Here is a 21071-nt window from a genome sequence, read left to right on the forward strand (position 1 = left end):
GTAGATGAGCTGGGCAGTTCCCACCTTCTCGTCCAAGAGATCACTACAAATCTGTTGCATAGCAACTCTATGGATGAACTGGAGAACAGCTTACTAGAACTCGCTTCCGATGCCTGTAAGCAGGTCGAGCAGAACGAACATCAGGAAGAGCAATCGATTATTGATCGCATCATCATCTATATTGATGAACACTATATGAATCATACGCTGAGCCTAGATACTGTCGCCTTCGAGTTCGGTATCTCACCGTCCCATGCTAGCCGTACCTTCAAGGAGAAGCTAGGTATCAACTTCGTCCAATATGTATGGCAGAAAAGGATGGAGGAAGTACAGAGTCAGCTCAAGTCGACCAACGATTCTATCAAGAACATTATTACAAACGTCGGATATATGGATGCGCCAAACTTCATCCGAAAGTTTAAAAAGAGACAGGCTACACGCCAGGTCAGTATCGCAAACAGTTCTCATCCTGCGATAATTCAGACGCATCAGATAGCGACTTGGATAGCTAATAATGATGAAAGCCAACATCCGGTCTCGCAACCGGGAGCTGTTGGCTTCATTTTTTTTACAAAGTCAGACTCTATGGAGCCTCTTCTTTATTTCTTAGAGTTGTCGTAAGCAGCTTGGTACAATTCAATATAACGATCTACACCCATCTTCTTAAGTTGATCTGTGTACTTGTTCCAGTTGGACAATGGTTCTTGTCCCGTTACGAACTTAGCTTCCATCTGTTTTACATAGGTATCCAGATCAGATAGCAAAGCGGAAGCTTCAGTCTGCTCATCATTGGTCAGATACACGTTAGGAAATGGACTTCTTCCAATCGGTACAAGCTTCTCTTGATTTTCCTTATCGATCCATTCGTCGAAGTCACTTCTAAGGCCTTTACTCAATTCACTGGAAGCGACTCCAGGAGTCAAAATGCCGTAGTTCGGTGTAATCGTACCGCGATAATCTTCACGATCCTTACCTCCTGGAACTGGCAACCATTCTTTCTCATGAGCGTCTTTATTCGTATATTTCCACAATAGGTTCTCAGGTCCTTGCCCGAACAAGGTTGCTCCATCATAGCTATAGAGATAGTCGATCCAACGCATCGTTGCTTCCGGATTCGGATCCTTGCTTGTAATCGCAAAGGTACCATTACTAGAGATACCTGGATGTTTGCCATATACCGGCGTGCCTGCAATGTCACTGCTTACCGGTGTCATCAATGGATTGTCTTCACTAGGCTCTTCGCCAAGCGTAAAGTATGGATAGTAGTCGCTGAACAATGCAATCTGGTTGTTCTTACCTTTTGCTTTCTTCTGGTCATTGGTTTGCGAGAAGGTCTCATGATCTAGCAGATCCTCATTCCAGAGTTTATTCAGGAAGGTTAAATACTCTTTATAAGCTTCATCTGCTGGTGAATAGTGCACTTTGCCATCGTTATCGACATAGATCGTCTCACTATACATCCCCCAGAACCCAAGGAAATACATCCGCAAATCATCCAGTTTCACCGAAGACAGCGGGATTTCATCTTTCTTGCCGTTACCGTTCGGGTCCTCTTCTTTTACCCGTTTCAAGTAAGTATAGAGTTCATCGGTTGTCTTAGGTTCAGTCATGTTGAGCGCTTTCAAGAATTTTCCGTTATACCACATCGGTCCACGATACCATACAGCGGCAAGGTCAATAAATGGAAGTGCATACATATGTCCGTCCGGTGTCGTGAACGATTGACGAATCTCAGGATGTTCATCAAAAATCTTTTTAAGGTTAGGTGCATAGCCTTCATCGATATATTTCTCCAGAGGAATTAATACACCTTGCGATCCATACGTCACCTGTTCTGCTGGCTTCAAATCAGCTGCAAAAAATACATCTGGCAAATCTCCACTAGCGAATACTAGGTTCTTCTTCGTTGCGAAGCTATCGATTGGGGTCAATTGATATGTGAATTTGATCCCGGTAAGCTTCTCCATCTCCTTCATAACAGGCATGTCATTCCAGTCTGCAAGACCGGCATCCTGCGACATCATCGAGAGGGTAAGAGGTTTATCTACTATCGGGAAGCCTTCCTTCTTCACATCTGAGTTGGCACTGTTGGCTGCTGAACTCTGATTCGAACTGCTATTTGATCCGCAAGCGGATACCAGACTCGCTGATAGAGCAAGGCAAAGAGCGATTGATGATAGCTTATAAATTTTTTTCATTAGCTAAACTCCCCTTTTTTGATAGTTAATGTTATTAACCTTTTACAGAACCAATCATAACACCCTGTACGAAATAACGCTGTAAAAATGGATAGATCACGATAACTGGGATCGTAGCTACAATAATGACCGCATATTTGACCAAAGCCGCAATTTCCGCCTTGCTATTCATAGCTGCAGCCGTTGAAGTATCAATCGCTCCACCGCCTTGTGCAGACATCTCTTGAAGCACTAGAATCTGTCTTAAGACGAGTTGAAGTGGGTATTTCCCAGCATCATTCAAGTAAATCATGGCCGAGAAATAGTTGTTCCAGTGACCAACTCCATAGAACAGAGCCATGACTGCGATAATTGGCATAGAGAGCGGCAGAATAATTTTGATGAACAGCCTCATGTTCGTACATCCGTCCACTTGGGCCGCATCCTGCAGTTCTGGTGGAATGGAACCTTGGAAGAATGTGCGTGATACGATAATATTCCAGATCGACGCTGCAGATGGGATCACAATTGCCCACATCGTATTGATCATGCCAAGCGACTTAATAAGCAAATAGGAAGGTACCAGTCCGCCACTGAAGAACATCGTAACCATGAACATACCCATGAAGAAGTTGCGACCTACAAAGTCCTTACGGCTCAACGCATAAGCTGCAGGCAGTGTAACGACCAGGTTGATTGTTGTACCGATAACCGTGTATAAAATTGTGTTTCCATAACCGACCCAAATACTTGTATTCTCAAATACCCGTTTGTAACCGTCTAACGTAATTCCTTTGGGCCACAACCACATCTCCCCGGAAGCAACATATTTCGGATCACTGATGGAGGCACTGAGCATATAGAGCAATGGATAGAACACAACGATAAAAGCAAGGATTACAAACAAGTAAGTAAAGGCTAGAAAAATTTTGTCCCTTCTCGTCTCTTTAACACCTATTAGCATTCGTGTCCCTCCTTCCTACCACAAACTATTATCGCTCGCCCGCCGTACAATCTGATTTACAGTAACCAGCAGTATGCAGTTAATGACCGAGTTGAACAAGCCGATCGCTGTTGAGAAACTGTACTGTGCATCGACGAGACCGGAGCGGTACACGAAAGTGGAAATGACGTCCGATGAAGTCATATTCAACGGATTTTGCAGCAACAGGATTTTTTCAAATCCAACACCAAGTAAGCTGCCTATATTCAAGATCAGTAAGATAGTCATCGTAGGAATAATGGTAGGCAAATTGATGTTGCGAATACGTTGGAATCGTGATGCCCCATCGATAATTGCTGCCTCATGAAGCCCAGGGTCGACACCAGACAGAGCTGCCAAATAAATGATCGTTCCCCAGCCTGCGCTCTGCCATACTCCTGACAAGACATATACCGTCTTGAACCATCTCGGATCTGTTAAGAAAGCAGGTGCTTGCAAACCCATTCCTTCAATCAGATGAATAATAATCCCTGTAGAAGGGGATAGGAATGAAATGATCATCCCGGCCATAACCACGACTGAAATAAAGTGAGGTGCATACGTCACCGTCTGGGCCAGCTTTTTGAAGGTACCGTTCCTGATTTCATTGAAGGCCAGAGCTAGGATAATCGGAATTGGAAATCCTACGGCCAGTTCATACAAACTGATGCTCAGTGTGTTCCATAGCAAATCCCAAAAATAATAAGAATGGAAGAATCGTTCAAAATGATCGAATCCAACCCATGGACTCCCCGTAATACCTTTAGTCGGGATAAAGTTCTTGAACGCAATCTGAATACCGTACATCGGCCCGTATGAAAAAATAAGAAAGTATAAAAATGCTGGCGCAATGAAGATGTACAATTCCCAGTTTTGTATGATTCTCTTCCACAGGTCCTTACCCGCGCTTTTGGGTTTTAACATGACCTCACCTGAGATAGTAGCTCTGGTGTCGTGCATAGGATCACCCCTTTCAGTTAGATTTCTTAGATGTTCATGTTTCAAATGCTTATATTGCTATTTGCGAATCCTGCAGGATTGCTAGCGCTTACATTCCTAACGATAACGATGATGTTTAGAATCGTAAATATGTGGTTTATGAGCCTCCAGATTCCGCGCCGCACAAGCGATTAGCCATTTTGACAATAATCTGTGACAGTGCGTAATGTGTTTTTTTTGCCTAAAAAGATAGCGTTTTCATTGCTATATCAAATTTGACCAATTCATTGACACAACCATGATAATAATATCTCCCCCTCCCTTTCCGGCGGGTTATGATATACTAGCGTTGATTGTTATTAGTATTTTACTTGTTTGATCAAGCCGACTTATACCACCACCGAAACGAGGTCGTCATCTCTCTATGGAACCGTCTTCATTATCCCGGCCAAATTTATCATCGATGCGAGCCTTTTCCTTTACCATATACGGTACGATGGTGCTGGTAAGCACTTATTTCCCGCTCTTCTACGCCAAACTTGGATTTACAAACGGCCAAATCGGAGTTTTGTACGCGCTCGGACCGATGATTTCTCTGATTGCTAACCTGCTATGGAGTATAGCTAGTGATAAATTTAGAACGATCAAAAAGATCATGTGCATCCTATTAATTGGTCAAATCATCATGTCATACATACTTTCCATTTCAACCACTTTTTCCGTGATCATGCTGATGATTACGATATTCTATTTCTTCTTCTATCCCGTCTTCCCGCTGTCGGATACGATTGCAATTAACGCTGCCAAGCAGCATGGTAAGAGCTTTATTACGGTTCGTATCTTCGGCTCTATCGGCTATGCCTTCTTTGCTCTCGCCATCGGGTACGTACTATCGGTGATCGGTGCATCCAAGACGATGTGGGTAACTATGGCTATAGCGGGAATCGCACTGCTTATCACGATGTTCATCCAGGACCAGAGTAGTCCAGTAGCTAAAATGGACATGTCTGGCATCTGGTCTATCCTGCGCCAGAAGGAACTGCTGTGGTTCTTCGGCTGCGTCTTCTGTCTCGCTATCGCAGTGCGCATGAACGATGCTTTTCTAACGATTACGCTCAAAGATCTGGGGGCTGGAGAAAATGTTATCGGATGGGCTCAACTGGCCTCATCCTGTTCTGAAATTCCGATTTTCTTGATTCTCAGTATTTATGGTGAAAGATTTAAGGAATTACCGCTGCTCATTATTGCTAGTCTTGTATTTGCAACTCGATTTCTGCTCGTCAGTCTAACAGATTCAGCCTATGCAATAATCGCCATCCAAACGATGCATAGCTTTTCTTTCGGTATTTTCTATGTCACATCGATTCGAATGCTCACAAGAATGATCCCCGATCAATTCCGGGCGACGGGGATGGCCTTGTTCACCATTGCATGGTCAAGTGCTTCGGGCCTGCTCAGTGGCACCTTCGGCGGCATTGTATTCGAACAGTTCGGCCGTCAGCGTTACTATCTCATTGCCATGACGTTCGCTCTCATTGCTTGTGTCGGATTTGCGACCCGCTATTTTCATCGAGATCAGGCAATACGCGCTAGAAAATCTGCAAGGTCCTCGAAGAAAGCCTAATCCTATTACTTAAATGAAAAAGCAGCCTGTTTTCCATATGGAGAACAGACTGCTTTTTATCGTTATTAGATCTCGTTTCATGACATGTAATTATCTCCGTCCGGCTTTTCGGTGGAATGACCAGGTGGACCAAATGAGTGAGGCGACTAGAATAAACACGCACCAGCCGAGCGCCCACCAGATATGATCATGAACCGGATCTCCCATGAGTAGCGCACGGATAGTTTCAATAACCGGTGTTATAGGTTGGTTGTTTGCTACACCCTGCAACCAGACTGGCATCGTACTCGTTGGAACAAAAGCACTCGACAAATATGGAACGAACATCAGTATAAATCCATATCCACTCGCAGCGGAAGGCGATTTGGCAACTAGACCTATCGCAGCGTATAACCAAGTGAACGTCAAGATGAACAAAGTAATCATGCCTACCGCCCGAACCAAGCCCCCACACTTGCGGTAGGTCTGAAACCGACAAGAAGAGCAATACCAAACACGATCACTGTCGCCAGCAAATTACGGGCTATACTTGCGACCACATGGCCTGTAATCACGTGGATACTGCGAATCGGCATCGTCTGGAACCGATCAATGATCCCATTGGTCATATCGGTTGTTACATCCACTGCTATACTGGATGAACCAAAGCCTGCACATAACAAAATAATTCCCGGTACAACATAATTCACGTAATCCCCTCCGGGGTCAATAGCTCCGCCGAAAATATAAGTAAAACACAGCATAAGCATAATAGGCAGCATAATGGCCATGATCAAGACTTCGGCATTACGCAGGCTGTGCAGCAGGCTGCGGCTGATAAATACGCCGCTTGTCACCATCTGAGATGGCTTTTTGATTGTTGAAACGTTCTGAATCATAAAGAAGTCTCCTTTTCTGTCTCGGTTAATGCCAGGAATACATCATCCAGACTTGGTCTGCGGATGCTGATCCGTGTCCCTTCCTCGACCGTGTGTACCAGGCCATCCAAAATCTCCTTCAAATCAGCGATGCTCCCACCCGTCGGAATTTCCCAAATGACATCGTCATGAGTATTACGGATCTCAACTACTTCCCCCCGATTCGAGATTTCATCTCTGCTGGGGTTCCATGGGCTACAATACTGCCACCTGCGATGACGGCAATGGTGTCAGCCAATTGATCAGCTTCCTCCAAATATTGCGTCGTCAGGAAGACGGTGACTCCGTTTGCGGACAAATCGAGGATGATATCCCATAATGCGCGCCTACTCCGTGTATCCAGACCCGTCGTCGGCTCATCCAGAAATAAAATCGGCCGTCTGACAACCAGACTGAGCGCCAAATCCAGCCGCCGCCGCATCCCTCCCGAGAAAGTCTTTACCCGCTTGCGTGCTACTTCCGTCAGGTCAAAATATTCTAGTAGTTCACTAGCCCGTACCCTTGCTTCCGTTCGTGAGAGACCAGAGAGTCTACCCATCATCCTCAGGTTTTCCTCGCTCGACAAGGACTCATCCACTGCAGCGAACTGACCCGTCAAACCGATCGATTGCTTCACCTCTTCCTTGCCGTGAACCACATCATATCCCGCTACCTTGGCCGATCCTCCATCAGGGGCTACCAACGTCGAGAGAATGTTGATTAATGTAGTCTTACCAGCGCCGTTTGGCCCTAGCAGTGCAACAATTTTCCCCTCTGGAACATTCAAGTTGATGCCATTAAGGACTGTTTGCTCACCAAATTTTTTCTGAAGACCGTTAATTTCAATAGCGAAAGAGCTCATCCGTACTCCTCCTAATAGTTAAATATTTATTTGTACATGATATAAACAGTTTATTGCATACACAGTTTATTGCATACACAGTATATTGCATATACAATTAGAGTGCAACATAAAAATCAAATTATTTTTATTAATTTTTTGCCTTCAGATAAAATGAATGTGGAAGAGATCAGACAAGCTACTAATCGAACCAATAATTGATAAGTCACGAGGGGATTGTGAAGCAATGGATAAAGATAAATTGGGCAGCCTGCCTCTGGGCGTAGCCCTTAGCTGGGGGTTAGTTGAGCCGCCAAAGCGGGGACCCAAAAGAGAAATGAGCATCGAAAAGATCGTCAAAGCCGCGATTACCATTGCGGATGAGGAAGGTCTCTCCGCTGTGTCTATGAACCGCATCGCCACAACTCTTGGGTTTACAACCATGTCACTGTACCGCTATGTTCCAGGCAAAGACGACTTACTATTACTGATGATGGATGCAGCTTGCGATATTAACATCCCGAGATAGACGAACAGGATATAGATTGGCGTAAAAAATGCGCCTTTTTGTCCGGGCAAATATCAAGGTGATACGCGAACATCCTTGGTATACCGATATTCCAATCTCCGGAGTCCCGATGACACCAAGAAATATGGAAATCGCAGACATCGGACTACGAAGCACCAGAGATCTGCCGCTTAACGATTATGAGAAACTGTCGATCGTACTCCTCTTAAGCAGTTATGCGCGGTCTTGTGGAATTATTATGAATGATTTGGAACGTACCCTTAAGGCTGGAAAAAGTCCAGGCTCCTTCACCGGGTTTGACTACAGCGATGCGCTGAAAAAGCTGGTAACTCCCGATCGTTTTCCGGATTTATATCCGCTTATAATCTCCGGGGTATACACCACGAAGTGGAGGAAACCAATCCTATCGGAGACGACTTCGAATTCGGACTGGAGCGGATTCTGGACGGAATCGAACACTATATTTCGCAAAAATAGGTTATGAATCGGAAATGACTCACTAGTTTCCTATATTTCCGGCCTTGCTTCATGATCAGATAATAAAACCCTCAGCTCTGTTAAATTGAGCTGAGGGTTTTATTTTTCTGCACCTTACCTATATACAAATGACCTTTTATAGTTATTTATGATCTCTCCAAAATTGATAGCTGCCCTTTATAAACTTACCCAAACACCCATACGCTTTCAGCGTAATTAATCGATCAACAGTCAACGAACCGCGCCATTCCTGCTCTCCTGCCGAACTGACTGCCGGGAAGGTAATGTTCCACCCTCCGTCAGCTTGCTGGCCATCCATTAACCAATCAAGGTGCCGCTCGATATCCTCTGACTGAAGGAGCCGACTAGCATAACAGTCTGGCGTTTTCGCGTAATCTAGAACCTTGTGGACGTATCCCTCAGCGTGGACGTTCTTCTCAATACCGTTCGGTCCGGTCAGCCATTCATCCAGAATCCCCATAAGTTTAGCAGCCCGTTCCGTCTCTCCTGGTACCGTCTCCAGGAAGGAGATCCACTGCATCGCATCATGATAATCACCGGGACCTACAGGGGATTCTTCTAGACAGCGCCATATAAAGTCTACATGCCCCTGGAACCAACGTTCAGCTTGAAACTCAGCGCGCTCGGATTGTCCAAGTAAGAGGCCGATAATACTCCCCGTCGGATTTAAGGACGGAACTCCATCCTGCTCTGTTGTCCACCAGGGAGCATGCGGGTAATCATTCACAGCAGTAGTAGCCCGAGGTAACCCGCCTCCAGGGAGGCTTATTCCCTCTAAATAGGACAGGATATCGTCTAGCATAACACTATCAAATCCGCCGACTTCCTTGATGATTAACAGGGCTGTCTCCGTGGTTACAGGTTGACTATGCGGACAGCGCATATCCGGTTCAAGAGCGTTCCCAAAGCCACCATCCTCGTTCTGATAAGCTTGCAGTGCTCGTAACACATCCGCCCTGGAGCCATTCTCGAAATGGTAGGCGAACCGCATCCGATCTAGCAATCTGGCGTTCCTATAGATAAAATCCTTACTGCGTTCCAATACATGCCTACTTTCATTCTTCATCCTACAATCCCCCTCTATTACTTCGTAACTTTCACTAGTTATTTCTCGAATACTTCCGCACCAGCTGCTCTGCCTTCACACGGATCTCTTCCTGCAGTCGTACAGGCTCTAGCACTTCAGCATCAAGCCCGATATAATAGAAAAAATCTACCGCCCAATTCCATTCCGATCCTGGGCAATCAAAGGCAACCTCCCACTCCTCATCTCCCGTTTGCCTGACTAGATGCCCCATATGGGGATCTTGCTCTGCCATCAGCGCCCCGCGATAGGTGAGTTTCGCATAAATATGTACTGACGGCTCATGTACTGTCGCTTCCTTTGGGAAATTCAGCGAACCAAACTCTCGTTCTAACCCAGATTCCGGCATACTGGAAGCCTCCACTTCTGCGAAGCGGTCGACCCGGAAGGTACGCACCTCACCATGCTGAGAAGAGTAAGCTTCACAGTACCAGAACCCGTGGGCTGCATACACTCGTAGCGGACGGATATTCAGTTGGCGACTGTGATTCTGCGAACGGTACAACGTTAATAGCCAATCCCCTTTCGTCGCATACCTCATCAAATCGCTTAAATACGGAGTTTTATAACGACGATCGGGCACCTCCATTTCTATATGTCCCAGTAAAGGAGTAATTTGACCTAAAGTTTGCTCCGGGAGCACAGAACGGATCTTGTCTCTTACTGTCCATCTGGCTTGTTGAAAAGGACTGTCACTATACTTCGTCATCCCGTCTAGTGAGAGCAGAAGCACAAGTGCTTCCTCCGTATCCAATTGCAACGGGGGTAGTCTGTAGCCCTCCATCAAGCGGTATCCGCCGCCAGGACCACTCACCGCATAGATCGGAACGCCTATCTCAGACAGAGCCTGTACATCACGCAGAATTGTCCGCTTTGAAACCTCAAGCTTATCGGCAAGCGATTGCGCCGTTTCCGTCTGATACTGGAGCGCCAGTACAATGGCCATCATTCGATCCATCCGTTTCATCGTTGATCCTGTCCTCCGTTCCAACACAAATATATCAGACTATTGGTGACAACAGTTTGTCGCCAATTTTCAAGGTACTGTATGTATTAAAAAACACTTATCTGACGCATTATCCTATACCAATCTAAAGAATATTCTGCGCCGATATTGAAGACATTCGACTTTCCCCTAATAATTCAATCCGCTTAGCTATTTTCCTGCTTCCTTGAGCAATCTGTCATTCTCTAACGAAACGTGGTATCGCTATTCGCTCCAAAAAGCGCTGCTGGAAATTTTAACGAAACTGGGTATCGTTATTTGAGTTAAAAAACGACCAAAAACCTATTTTTAGAACATATAACGACCTGTAGTTTCGTTACAGACGAAATGCCCGTAATTTTGAGTCAATAACGATCTGTAGTTTCGTTAGAGCAAATGAAATGATAAAGACACAGCACCGCAATGGGGTACAGCTCACTGCTGCAAAAAAGCCGGGTTAAATGAAAAAATCCTCATCAGGCCCCAAACGCAAAAAAACACAGCCCTAATTAGAGCTGTGTCTTTCATTATCGCGCTTGGAACCAAACTTTATAAGTGATCCGTTATTCGGAATAAATCTTATAATTTGATTACGTTAGCAGCTTGAGGACCACGGTTGCCCTCAGTAATTTCGAACTCAACAGCTTGGCCTTCGTCCAAAGTCTTGAATCCGTCGCCTTGGATTGCGGAGAAATGTACGAATACGTCTTCGCCGCCTTCTACTGAAATAAAGCCATAGCCTTTCTCTGCGTTAAACCATTTAACTGTACCTTTCAAATGAACAACCTCCTAAAAATAATCGTCATCATTGACGAATAACCATATTATACTCTATGCCTATGAACAATGCAACGTGTCATTTTTGCTAAAAAAATCTCTACTCCGATTCGCCCAGAGCCTTTTTTATTTGCTTTCCTTCATATACTGCGTTATCATTTTCATTAAAATATTCCAATTCAAGATGATTAAAATCAGAAGATATTCATCGCACAATTGAGGTACAGATCGGAGAGTTATAATGATTAAAAAACACCAAATATACAAACACGACAAATGGAATATGATGACAGTGGAGGTGCAAGGCAAATATATCATTCTGCGTGAAATCTCGGACCAATGGGGCGAGGAAACACATACCTTTCTCAGCCGTCCTGCCCTTATGAAATGGGCCAATGACCGATTCCCGAAGGTAGACTTTGTCGACCGTGAAGAGGAATGGAACGAGATTATGGCCGCCTTTAAGCTCGTTTAAGAGGCCTGTCCCTAATAGCTTTACTTGGATGCAATCGCAGCCCCTAACTGGTGGCTGCGATTCTAAAAATGTAGAAAGCGAGTATTTTCATGGATAGCTCCAGTTACCTTATCTTCATTATTTGCGCATTCTGTCTTGGGCTTGTACTGATCCTTAGCAAAAATTCCGTCCCGCCCAAACTGAAACGCGGACTTGCCACCACCGCTATAGTCATGATTGTGGCAGCCTTTGCTTTAATTGTTTACAGCTTTTGGAACTTAGGTTGATTCAGAAATTCCGGAAGATCACTGCCAGCAAATATAACTCATCAAGTGAGGATATACTAATTCCTATATTTTAATAGTGTATGTTCAAAAAGTACGATTTTCAGCACCGAGAAGGTTGGATAAAGCTAGGGCGTGAGGAGCGGAGCGTACGTAGTTGGTACGTGAGCACCGGAAGGCCCGGCTGAATTCAAGATTCAATGTCGACTACTCTTCCTGAATCACATCGTGATCAAAAGTGAACTTTTTGAACTACCTCTAATAGGAGGGTATATCCGCTTGAACCAACAATCCGTACTTCCTCTCCTGCTATCTAGCTGTCTGCTGTTCTCCGGAATATTTGCTGACATCACCTTTGATCAACCAGCTTCTGCAACTTCATTTCACCCAAAACAGAGGAGGATACCAATGAGCACAGTACCAAAACGATCCGCCGTTGAGCAAGACCACACTTGGGAGCTTAAAGACCTGTTCACAAGCCAACAGGCATGGGACGCATCCTACAATGAATTAAAGGATTTGAAAAAGAAACCATCAGAATACGAGGGCAAGTTGGACACTCCACAAATCATCAAAGAAGTGTTCGTGCTCGAGGATGACATCTCACTCAAACTTGAGCGTCTGTACGTATATGCTCATCTTCATCATGATGAAGATACAACCAACCCTACATATCAGGCACTGCTTCAAAAAGCCAAGAAACTGAGCGTTGAGGTAAGCGAGGCATTATCCTTCATCACTCCTGAAATTCTGTCTCTTCCAGAGACTGAACTCGATGCGCTGATCGATAACCCTGTGCTGGCCGATTATAAATTCACCCTGCAGGAGATAAAACGTGAGAAAGCACATGTCCTCAGTAAGGCTGAAGAAGCGTTGCTCGCTCAAGTAGGCAATTTATCTCAGGCACCACAGAGCATCTTTGGCATGATCAACAACGCCGATATGAAATTCCCGAACATTGAGGATGAGAACGGCAAGGAAGTCCCGCTTACCCATGGCAGTTATATTCAATATCTGGAGAATCCGAACCGGGATGTCCGCCGCCGTGCCTTCAAGGCCGTCTATGAAACTTATGCCAAGCAAAAGAACACGATCGCCGCTACCCTTAGTGCGAATGTGAACAAGAACATGTTCTATTCCCGTGTCCGCAAATATCCTTCTGTCCTGGAAATGTATTTGCAAGGGGATAACATTCCTCAAGAGGTCTATACCAATCTTATCGATACCATTCATGAGAGCCTGCCGCTTCTGCACCGCTATATGAATTTGCGCAAGAAGCTGCTGGGCGTAGACGAACTGCATATGTACGATCTGTTCGCTCCATTAGTTGAGGAATATAAATGGGATATCACTTATGATGAAGCCAAGCAGACCGTGCTTGAAGGATTGAAACCACTGGGTGAGGAATATCTTCAAGTGCTTCGCAAAAGCTTCGAGGACCGCTGGATCGATGTGTACGAGAACGAGGGTAAGCGGACCGGTGCATACAGTTGGGGCGCTTACGGTACGCATCCGTACGTACTGCTCAACCATAAGGACAATCTGAATAGCATGTTCACTCTGGCGCATGAGATGGGCCATGCACTACACTCCTATTTCTCGGATGAAGCTCTGAAATATCGGGATGCGCAGTATACCATCTTCCTGGCCGAAGTTGCATCGACGACAAACGAAGCACTGCTAATGGACTATCTGCTTAAGAAGTCTACTGATCCGAAACAGAAGCTTTATCTACTAACCTATTATGCTGATCAGTTCCGTACGACGATCTTCCGTCAGACGATGTTCGCCGAATTCGAGAAGATTGTACATGAGCGTGCTGAGGCCGGTGAATCACTGACACCGCAAGAGCTGTCGTCCATCTACTATGATCTCAATGTGAAGTACCATGGCAACGAAATGAATGTCGATCAAGACATTGAGATGGAATGGGCACGGATTCCGCATTTCTACACCAGCTTCTATGTGTACAAATATGCGACCGGGTTCTCCGCGGCTACCAGCTTCTCCAAGAAGATCCTTGAGGAAGGTAAGCCGGCAGTAGATAGCTATCTCGGATTTCTGAAGAGCGGAGGCAGCGACTTCTCCATTAACATTCTGAGCAAAGCCGGAGTGGATATGTCGTCTCCGGAGCCGATCCGCGAAGCGATGAGCGTGTTCGAGGATGTCATCAAACAAATGGAAGAGCTGACGAAATAATCGCCAGATAGTCCCTTTACATTCAGCGTCATTAAAAAATCCCTTGCCCCTTGTGGGAGAGGGATTTATACTGTCTATAAGAAGAAGGAGGTGTTACCTCATGAAAATCCAATGGTCTCTTATCCTTGCTCTGATCTTTGCGCTAATTACCGCGGTCTTTGCCGTAATTAACGTGGATACAGTCGATGTGAACTTACTGTTCGGGACGGTCAGCCTGCCAAAGATTCTGCTCATCCTTGGATGTACGCTGCTCGGCGGCATTATTGTCGGTTCTTTCGGTATTTTCCGCGGTTACCGTCTACAGAAGCAAGTCAAAACATTGAATGCCAAGCTTGTACATATTCAAGAAGCTACTGGCTATGTTTTTCCGGAAGCGAAGCCAGAAGAGCAGCAGCCTACTGAAGAACAGCCTTCGACAAATAGCTAATCGGAGCCTTTTCTTAAATTTTTGATTGAGCAATACGAAGAACAAGCGAGCAATACTGTTTCAAAGTGCAGTACCTGATCTAACAATGGAGGATTATAACGATGAACATAGAACCCAATGAAGCTTATATTCTAGATCTTTTAAAAAGATTGCTAGATACACCAAGCCCAACCGGCTATACGCACGAAGCCATCGAACTTGTTCGCGCAGAAGCCGAAGCGCTGGGCATCCCTTTCTCCTTGAACGAGAAAGGCGGCGCCCTGCTCACTTTGAAGGGCAGCGACTCATCCCGTAGAATCGCGATTAGCGCTCATATCGACACGCTCGGAGCGATGGTTCGTTCCATCACTTCGAGCGGAACGCTGAAGCTAACCTCAGTGGGCGGCTTTATGATGAACAGTATCGAGAACGAATACTGTGTGATCCATACTCGTGACGGCAAGAAATATACCGGAACAATTCTATCCCAGCATCCATCCGTACACGTCTACGATGATGCTCGTAGCTACAAGCGCGAGGAAGCGAATATGGAAGTTCGCATCGATGAAATGGTGGAGAACAAAGAGGATGTCCTGAAGCTCGGCATTTCCGTAGGCGACTTTATCTCCTTCGACTCCCGGGCTGTTATTACACCGAGTGGGTATGTAAAATCCCGTCACCTTGATGACAAAGCCAGTGTTGCCGCCCTGTTCGGACTGATCGAATCGAGTAAGCGCGAAGGCTGGACACCGAAGCATGACCTTGTATTCCTCTTCTCCAATTATGAGGAGGTCGGTCATGGAGCAGCCTCACTGCCGGAAGGCATCAACGAGATGATCGCCGTTGATATGGGCGCGATGGGTGATGACCTCAGCTGCAAAGAAACTGATGTATCGATCTGCGCCAAGGACTCCAGCGGCCCTTATGATTATGATATGACCTGGCAAGCTGATCGAGTTAGCCAAGCAGCTTGAAATTCCGTTCGCGGTTGATATTTATCCGTATTACGGCTCAGACGCCTCCGCCGCTCTGCGCGCTGGCAACAACATCCGCGCCGCACTGATCGGCCCGGGTGTTCACGCTTCACATGCGATGGAACGGACGCATACACAAGCGGTGATTAATACAGCTAAGCTCCTTGCCGCATATGTCAAGCAGTAATGGAACACTATCCTTCCAAATGACTGCAAGGGATTAGTAGCTAATACAGGAGAAAGGCGTCTCTTACTTAGGCGCCTTTCTTTCTGCTTCTATCTGATCAACAATTACCGTTCATAATAATTAGTAACTATACATAGAAAAGCAAGCTTTTTATACCTACTAAAACTATAGCAAAAGGAGATCTATAATTGAAAAAAACAGCTAGTTTATTGTTAATTCTTACGATTTTTATCCTTAATAATTTTTTTCCACCACAAAGTATTAAAGCCGCAACCCCTTATTCAATAAGCAATGTTCATTCCAATTATTTGGGCGCATCCTTATTAGATAGTGACGGCTCCATATGGAATTGGGATTCAGAGGAGCTTACGAGAGTACCTGAATTACGTGATATTATTCAAGTAAAGTATGGCTACGGATTAAAAAAAGATGGTACTGTATGGGAAACGAGTCCTCATACCTACCAAATCGTTGGCCTAGAAAATATTATATCTATTGGTAGTAGCATTGCATTAAAAAGTGACGGAACTGTATGGCGATTTTCAAATGATACTTACCCAGAGAAAATAGACGGTCTAAGCGATATCGTACAAATCTCAGGAGGATATGCACTTAAAAGTGATGGTACTGTATGGGACATATACCATGTTACTACAGAGCAATCGATAACTGTACCAGAACAGATTCAAGGGTTTGAAAATATTTCCATGATTTCTGGTGATAACAGTATGGTTGTAGCGCTTAAAAAAGATGGAACCGTTCAAGTGTTAGGAAAAAATTATCGAGGCGAATTGGGTCGTGATCCTGCTGATTTTATAGATTCTGATACTAAATATGAAGAAGCCTACGAACCTGTTAATATCCCTACTCTTTCTAACGTAAAGGCAGTCTACGTGGCTTCACCTAATGTAGGGTATGCACTCTTTGCACTTAAAGAAGACGGATCGCTTTGGTCTTGGGGAAGTCATTATAATGGAGCATTAGGAATTGGGGATATCGGGTCAAGCTATACATACATCCCTACTAAAATAACCGGGATACCTAAAGTAAAACAATTCGATACCATCGGCACGACAAGTTATATTATTGGAGAAGACGGAAGTTTATGGACATGGGACTTAACTCCAGCGGATTAATGGGTAATATAAAATCTATACCCCGGATTCAAAAACCTATGCGTCTATCTATTAAATTAGATTCTAAAAAGAAATTTGCATCTTATACAAAACGTGTACTTATTGATGGAGTAGAGCCTCAATTGAACACTCCTGTAGCAACATTAGATGAAAATAACCGGCTACTTGTTCCCTTTAGCGTTGCAAAAAGTGCTGCTGCAAAGTTAAACAAGACTCCTGAGATTACAAGTGCTTCCCTACAAGGAAGTATGATAAATAAAAATGGAGTTCAATATGTTCTTCTTGATTCATTAAAAGAGATGTTAGGATTATCCATCGAGAATGATCGTTATGGGATGACTATTAATTTGATCACTTCACCTAATCCTGATTCAAAAGTCGACTCAACTAACAGACTAATTCGTACAACTAACTTACCTAAAAATTCAGGTTCTTTCCCATATATATTACAAAACGTACCTAATAGTATGTATGAAATGACCTTTCCAACATCAAAAAATAAAAACAAAAAAAATTCTGCTCAATTATGGAAAAATGACGATTCTCTCTCCGTGTTTGTTACTGATGAAGATGTAAATGAATGGGCTCGAACTGTTAGCACATATTATGATTTAATGCTAAATGTTGATTACAGAACTATCAACTATCAATGGGCAGATGAAGTATTCCCTCTCCTAAGTGGTAATTATAATGAGACTTACATGAAAGGCCAAATTAGAAGTTATGTCGATTGGGTAAAGAAAAATAAAATTGTTATGAGAGGATATGCCAAGCCTGAGCCATCTATAATATATAATCCTGGAGGAAACAACTTATATTACATTAGAACTACATTTTCATATGAAATTCTGCAAGCAAATTCATCTAAATATATTACACCATCGCCGAGTGCAAAAATAATTACAAAACCTAAAAAGGGGATTGTTGGTAAATACGAATTGTACTATGATGTTCCTTTAACTTATCCTTTGTGGTTTAGTCTTAATAACGATAGGAAATCCATTCGTGCAGGTAATACAGAGTTAATGAATATCTATTATCATTCCCAGTTATTCGAAACCCCATGGGAAGAAGTTGCAGGCTAATTCCCACTTTAGCAATGAATTACGCTTTAACCGAAAAAACCACCGGATCAAGGATTCTAATCCTATTCCGGTGGTTTTCCTTATCATTTTCTTGCCAAATTCACTTAACCCATTTGTCTCGTTGAACTCTTTACACTACTTTATTGATTGCGCTGGCTCTCAATCTTCTCAGCAAGCTCGTTCAAGTAGGTCCAGCGCTCGATCAAATGCTCCAACTCTGCTTCGGCAGTCTGTTGCTCCTGCATCAGCTCTTGAAGCCTTACTGCATCACTGGCCGATTGCTCCATCTCCGTACTAATCGCGGTCAATCGCGCTTCTGTCGCTTCGATCTTCCCGTCGATCGCTTCATACTCGCGCTGTTCATTAAAGCTGAACTTCAGCCGCTCCGTACGTGCAGCCCGGCCAGAAGTGCCAGCAGCCTCATCCTGAGCAGCAACTCCACTAGAGCTGCCGTTTCCGTTTGCATTTCCCCCGTTACTGTTGGTTCTCTTAGCTAATCCAATGCGTTCTGAATCTGCATCCTGAGTGCCGCCAATGTCGCCGCGCTGTATTCGCTCCTGATAGTCGCTATAATCACCAACGTGAACAGCTACCTTCCCACCGCCTTCAAAGGCCATAATTTTATCCACGGTGCGGTCGAGGAAGTATCGATCATGGGATACCGTGAATACAGCGCCCGGGAATTCATCCAAATAAGCTTCCAACACAGTCAAAGTCTGAATATCCAAATCATTTGTCGGTTCGTCCAGCAGCAATACGTTCGGAGCGCTCATCAACACGCGCAGCAGATACAAGCGTCTTCTCTCCCCGCCGGATAGCTTCTCGATGGGTGTCCACTGCATTGCGCCTGTGAATAGGAAGCGCTCCAGCATTTGACTGGCGCTAATTCGTGAACCGTCTGCCGTTGTTACAAGCTCGGCTTCGTCCTTAATATAATCTAGGACGCGCATCTTTCCATCCATCTCTTGATGCTCTTGCGTATAATAGCCAAGCTTAACCGTTGTACCAAGCTCAATCTCGCCTGCATCAGGCTGAATTCGCCCCGCAATCATGTTGAGCAGCGTCGATTTACCACTTCCGTTCAGACCGATAATTCCGACGCGATCTCCAGGCACCGCCGTATAATTCAAGCCGGAAATTAACTCACGCTCCCCGAATGATTTGCTCAAATCGCTGATCTCCAGGATCTTCGCCCCAACCGTGTGGAAGCGACCGAAATATCCACTGAATCGCTCTTATAATCAGTCCCTTGCGACTGCAGCTTCTCAAAGCGCTCGATTCGTGCCCTCTGCTTCGTGGAACGTGCTTTGGCACCGCGCCGAATCCAGGCCAGCTCTGTTCGCAGCAGATTTTGCCGCTTCTGCTCCGATGCTGCCTCCCGCTCTTCCCGTTCGCTCTTCAGCTCTAGGAACCGGCTATAATTCGCTTCATACCGGAACAGACGTCCATGATCCAGCTCCAACATAACATTGCAGACTCGATCGAGAAAATAACGATCATGAGTAATCAGCAAAAGAGCGCCACGACGCTTCTGCAGAAATGATTCCAGCCATCCGACCGTATCATTATCGAGATGGTTCGTGGGCTCATCCATGATCAAGAGCTCTGATGGAATGATCAGTGCAGAAGCCAAGGCCACCCGTTTTCGCTGGCCACCTGACAGGCTGCCGACCTTCTGACTGAAATCGGTGATTCCAAGCTTGGATAGAACCGTCTTGGCCTCATTCTCCAAATTCCAAGCTGAGGTCCGATCCATCTCCTGCGTTAATCGAGTTACTCGTTCAGCAAGCGCTTGGTCACCTGGAAGCATCTCCAACAGATCCATCGCTTCCATATATTCTGACACGACCTGCAGCTGTGGATCTTCCCCTGAAATACCGCTCTAAGAACAGTAAGTTCAGCGTCAAATTCCGGATTCTGGGCCAAATAGGAGACACGAATGTCTCTATTTATAGCAACCTTGCCCTCATCGGCCTGATCGAGTCCAGCAATAACACGCAGGAATGTCGATTTCCCCGTCCCATTTACCCCGATCACACCGATTTTATTATTCTCATCCATCCCGAAGGAAGCGTCCTGGAACAGGACCTTCTCGCCATAGGTTTTGGTCAAATGCTCAACTGTCATGATATTCATTGTCATTTCCCTACTTTTCTGTTCGATTAATACGATATCAATGAAAGGTGATGTTCATGCTAGGCTAAAATAACTCCCAGCCCCCAGGCAATGAAACCGGCTGCCGCGGAGCTGATTATATTAACCGCATCATTGCTCATCCAGCTCCAGCCGCGCTCCGGCAAAGTAGCCTGGCCGCAATGCTCACCAACCTCAACGACCTTACCACATTGTTTGCAGCGGTACATCTTCTGCACCGTTGCACCTAGCAGTGAATCCGCCATCGCTCCAGCAAATCCAGACACCGCGCCGATAATAATCCATTTCCATAGCGTAATCGAGATGAAGTCCTGCGCCGCGTTGGTCCATCCCAACAGCAGCCAAGCAGCTCCGCCAATAATTCCAGCGCCAATCAGTGCTGCCATGCTGCCAAGCGATGATATTCCTCCAGAAGTTCCTGGTGGAACAACTCTCCAGTTCAACACGGAACGAGGCGGTCTTTTGCTCAGCCCACCCCATTCTGTAGCCCAAGTATCCGCAGTAACAGCTGCCATAGATCCTATGAAGAAAAATGCCCAAGCCGGATTCGGCCACAGTGCATTCAATATGCAAGCAACCATCCCAAGTCCACCATTTGCGAACACCTGTCCAGCGTCACGCCTGCCGCTCTTGGCATAGGATCTCTCCAGCTCTGCCTTGCGGTCACCGCGAAGCTTGGAAAATATTGATGAGGTCACAAAGAACAGGATCAGAATCCCGAACCAAAATAAATTGCCGGCGGCGTAATACACCGTACCCATAATGACAGCAGCAACAGCTCCCGACAAAGACAATGACCTCTTCCAATAGGCCGCTCCAGCGATAAAAAGGGCGCATAACGCCCCGATAATCCAATCTAT

General features: G+C 45.3%; 20 protein-coding genes and 2 pseudogenes. 10 read left to right on the plus strand and 12 right to left on the minus strand.

Features of this window, described 5'->3' with window-relative positions:
- Positions 1-69: 69 nt before the first annotated feature.
- The gene (locus RE628_RS18815) at positions 70-621 is read left to right on the plus strand and encodes a helix-turn-helix transcriptional regulator (protein ID WP_309154492.1); all 552 of its coding nucleotides are present in this window, start codon (positions 70-72) and stop codon (positions 619-621) included.
- Here RE628_RS18815 and RE628_RS18820 read toward each other — a convergent pair.
- From RE628_RS18820 to RE628_RS18830, 3 genes are read right to left on the minus strand one after another with little or no spacing between them, the layout of a single operon-like run.
- Positions 600-2198, minus strand: a complete 1599-nt coding sequence (locus RE628_RS18820; RefSeq protein WP_309154493.1) for an extracellular solute-binding protein — start codon at positions 2196-2198, stop codon at positions 600-602. The two genes, RE628_RS18815 and RE628_RS18820, sit on opposite strands and share 22 nt — an antisense overlap.
- 34 nt (positions 2199-2232) lie before the next feature.
- Complete coding sequence (locus RE628_RS18825) at positions 2233-3141, minus strand: carbohydrate ABC transporter permease (RefSeq protein WP_309154494.1); 909 nt, start codon at positions 3139-3141, stop codon at positions 2233-2235.
- Between the two features lie 15 nt (positions 3142-3156).
- Entirely contained in the window at positions 3157-4083 is a 927-nt protein-coding gene (locus tag RE628_RS18830; protein ID WP_309154495.1) for an ABC transporter permease, read from the minus strand.
- A 478-nt stretch (positions 4084-4561) separates the two neighbouring features.
- On the opposite strand from RE628_RS18830, the gene RE628_RS18835 reads away from it, so the two are divergent.
- On the plus strand, positions 4562-5722 hold the full coding sequence (locus tag RE628_RS18835) for an MFS transporter (RefSeq protein ID WP_309159504.1): 1161 nt from the start codon (positions 4562-4564) through the stop codon (positions 5720-5722).
- Between the two features lie 90 nt (positions 5723-5812).
- Here the strand turns inward: RE628_RS18835 and RE628_RS18840 are convergent, their stop codons facing one another.
- The 4 genes from RE628_RS18840 to RE628_RS18855 form a co-directional block, all read right to left on the minus strand.
- Complete coding sequence (locus RE628_RS18840) at positions 5813-6166, minus strand: ABC transporter permease (RefSeq protein WP_309154496.1); 354 nt, start codon at positions 6164-6166, stop codon at positions 5813-5815.
- Positions 6151-6600: an ABC transporter permease gene (locus tag RE628_RS18845; RefSeq protein ID WP_309154497.1), complete on the minus strand. Its 450-nt coding sequence runs from the start codon at positions 6598-6600 to the stop codon at positions 6151-6153. Before RE628_RS18845 ends, RE628_RS18840 begins: the two co-directional genes overlap by 16 nt.
- Positions 6597-6722, minus strand: a complete 126-nt coding sequence (locus RE628_RS18850; protein WP_309154498.1) for a hypothetical protein — start codon at positions 6720-6722, stop codon at positions 6597-6599. The genes RE628_RS18845 and RE628_RS18850 overlap by 4 nt, the downstream gene beginning before the upstream one ends.
- 65 nt (positions 6723-6787) lie before the next feature.
- Positions 6788-7480, minus strand: coding sequence for an ATP-binding cassette domain-containing protein (locus RE628_RS18855; protein WP_309154499.1), 693 nt, complete (start codon positions 7478-7480; stop codon positions 6788-6790).
- A gap of 157 nt (positions 7481-7637) precedes the next feature.
- On the opposite strand from RE628_RS18855, the gene RE628_RS18860 reads away from it, so the two are divergent.
- Both RE628_RS18860 and RE628_RS18865 read left to right on the plus strand, forming a co-directional pair.
- Entirely contained in the window at positions 7638-7988 is a 351-nt protein-coding gene (locus RE628_RS18860; protein WP_309154500.1) for a TetR/AcrR family transcriptional regulator, read from the plus strand.
- Between the two features lie 124 nt (positions 7989-8112).
- Positions 8113-8472: a hypothetical protein gene (locus RE628_RS18865; RefSeq protein ID WP_309154501.1), complete on the plus strand. Its 360-nt coding sequence runs from the start codon at positions 8113-8115 to the stop codon at positions 8470-8472.
- 135 nt (positions 8473-8607) lie between these two features.
- On the opposite strand, the gene RE628_RS18870 is transcribed toward RE628_RS18865, so the two are convergent.
- The 3 genes from RE628_RS18870 to RE628_RS18880 form a co-directional block, all read right to left on the minus strand.
- Complete coding sequence (locus RE628_RS18870; protein WP_309154502.1) at positions 8608-9552, minus strand: hypothetical protein; 945 nt, start codon at positions 9550-9552, stop codon at positions 8608-8610.
- Between the two features lie 34 nt (positions 9553-9586).
- Positions 9587-10537, minus strand: coding sequence for a helix-turn-helix transcriptional regulator (locus RE628_RS18875; RefSeq protein ID WP_309154503.1), 951 nt, complete (start codon positions 10535-10537; stop codon positions 9587-9589).
- A 597-nt stretch (positions 10538-11134) separates the two neighbouring features.
- Complete coding sequence (locus RE628_RS18880) at positions 11135-11332, minus strand: cold shock domain-containing protein (protein ID WP_127000998.1); 198 nt, start codon at positions 11330-11332, stop codon at positions 11135-11137.
- A gap of 241 nt (positions 11333-11573) precedes the next feature.
- On the opposite strand from RE628_RS18880, the gene RE628_RS18885 reads away from it, so the two are divergent.
- The 6 genes and pseudogenes from RE628_RS18885 to RE628_RS18910 all read left to right on the plus strand — a co-directional run bounded on the left by RE628_RS18885 (position 11574) and on the right by RE628_RS18910 (position 18057).
- On the plus strand, positions 11574-11807 hold the full coding sequence (locus RE628_RS18885) for a hypothetical protein (RefSeq protein ID WP_309154504.1): 234 nt from the start codon (positions 11574-11576) through the stop codon (positions 11805-11807).
- A gap of 671 nt (positions 11808-12478) precedes the next feature.
- Positions 12479-14269, plus strand: coding sequence for an oligoendopeptidase F (gene pepF / locus RE628_RS18890; protein ID WP_309154505.1), 1791 nt, complete (start codon positions 12479-12481; stop codon positions 14267-14269).
- 100 nt (positions 14270-14369) lie between these two features.
- Positions 14370-14696, plus strand: a complete 327-nt coding sequence (locus tag RE628_RS18895) for a LapA family protein (protein ID WP_309154506.1) — start codon at positions 14370-14372, stop codon at positions 14694-14696.
- A gap of 101 nt (positions 14697-14797) precedes the next feature.
- Positions 14798-15836 (plus strand): annotated as a pseudogene (locus RE628_RS18900) (M42 family metallopeptidase).
- Between the two features lie 188 nt (positions 15837-16024).
- Positions 16025-16972: an RCC1 domain-containing protein gene (locus RE628_RS18905; protein ID WP_309154507.1), complete on the plus strand. Its 948-nt coding sequence runs from the start codon at positions 16025-16027 to the stop codon at positions 16970-16972.
- Entirely contained in the window at positions 16942-18057 is a 1116-nt protein-coding gene (locus RE628_RS18910; RefSeq protein ID WP_309154508.1) for a hypothetical protein, read from the plus strand. The genes RE628_RS18905 and RE628_RS18910 overlap by 31 nt, the downstream gene beginning before the upstream one ends.
- A 140-nt stretch (positions 18058-18197) precedes the next feature.
- On the opposite strand, the pseudogene RE628_RS18915 reads toward RE628_RS18910, so the two are convergent.
- Together RE628_RS18915 and RE628_RS18920 are read right to left on the minus strand one after the other, a co-directional pair.
- A pseudogene (locus RE628_RS18915) lies at positions 18198-20193 on the minus strand (ABC-F family ATP-binding cassette domain-containing protein).
- Between the two features lie 59 nt (positions 20194-20252).
- Positions 20253-21071 (minus strand): DUF92 domain-containing protein, encoded by an 819-nt coding sequence (locus tag RE628_RS18920; RefSeq protein WP_309159505.1) that lies wholly within the window; start codon positions 21069-21071, stop codon positions 20253-20255.

It is taken from the genome of Paenibacillus sp. D2_2 (assembly GCF_031199965.1).
Lineage (GTDB): Bacteria > Bacillota > Bacilli > Paenibacillales > Paenibacillaceae > Fontibacillus.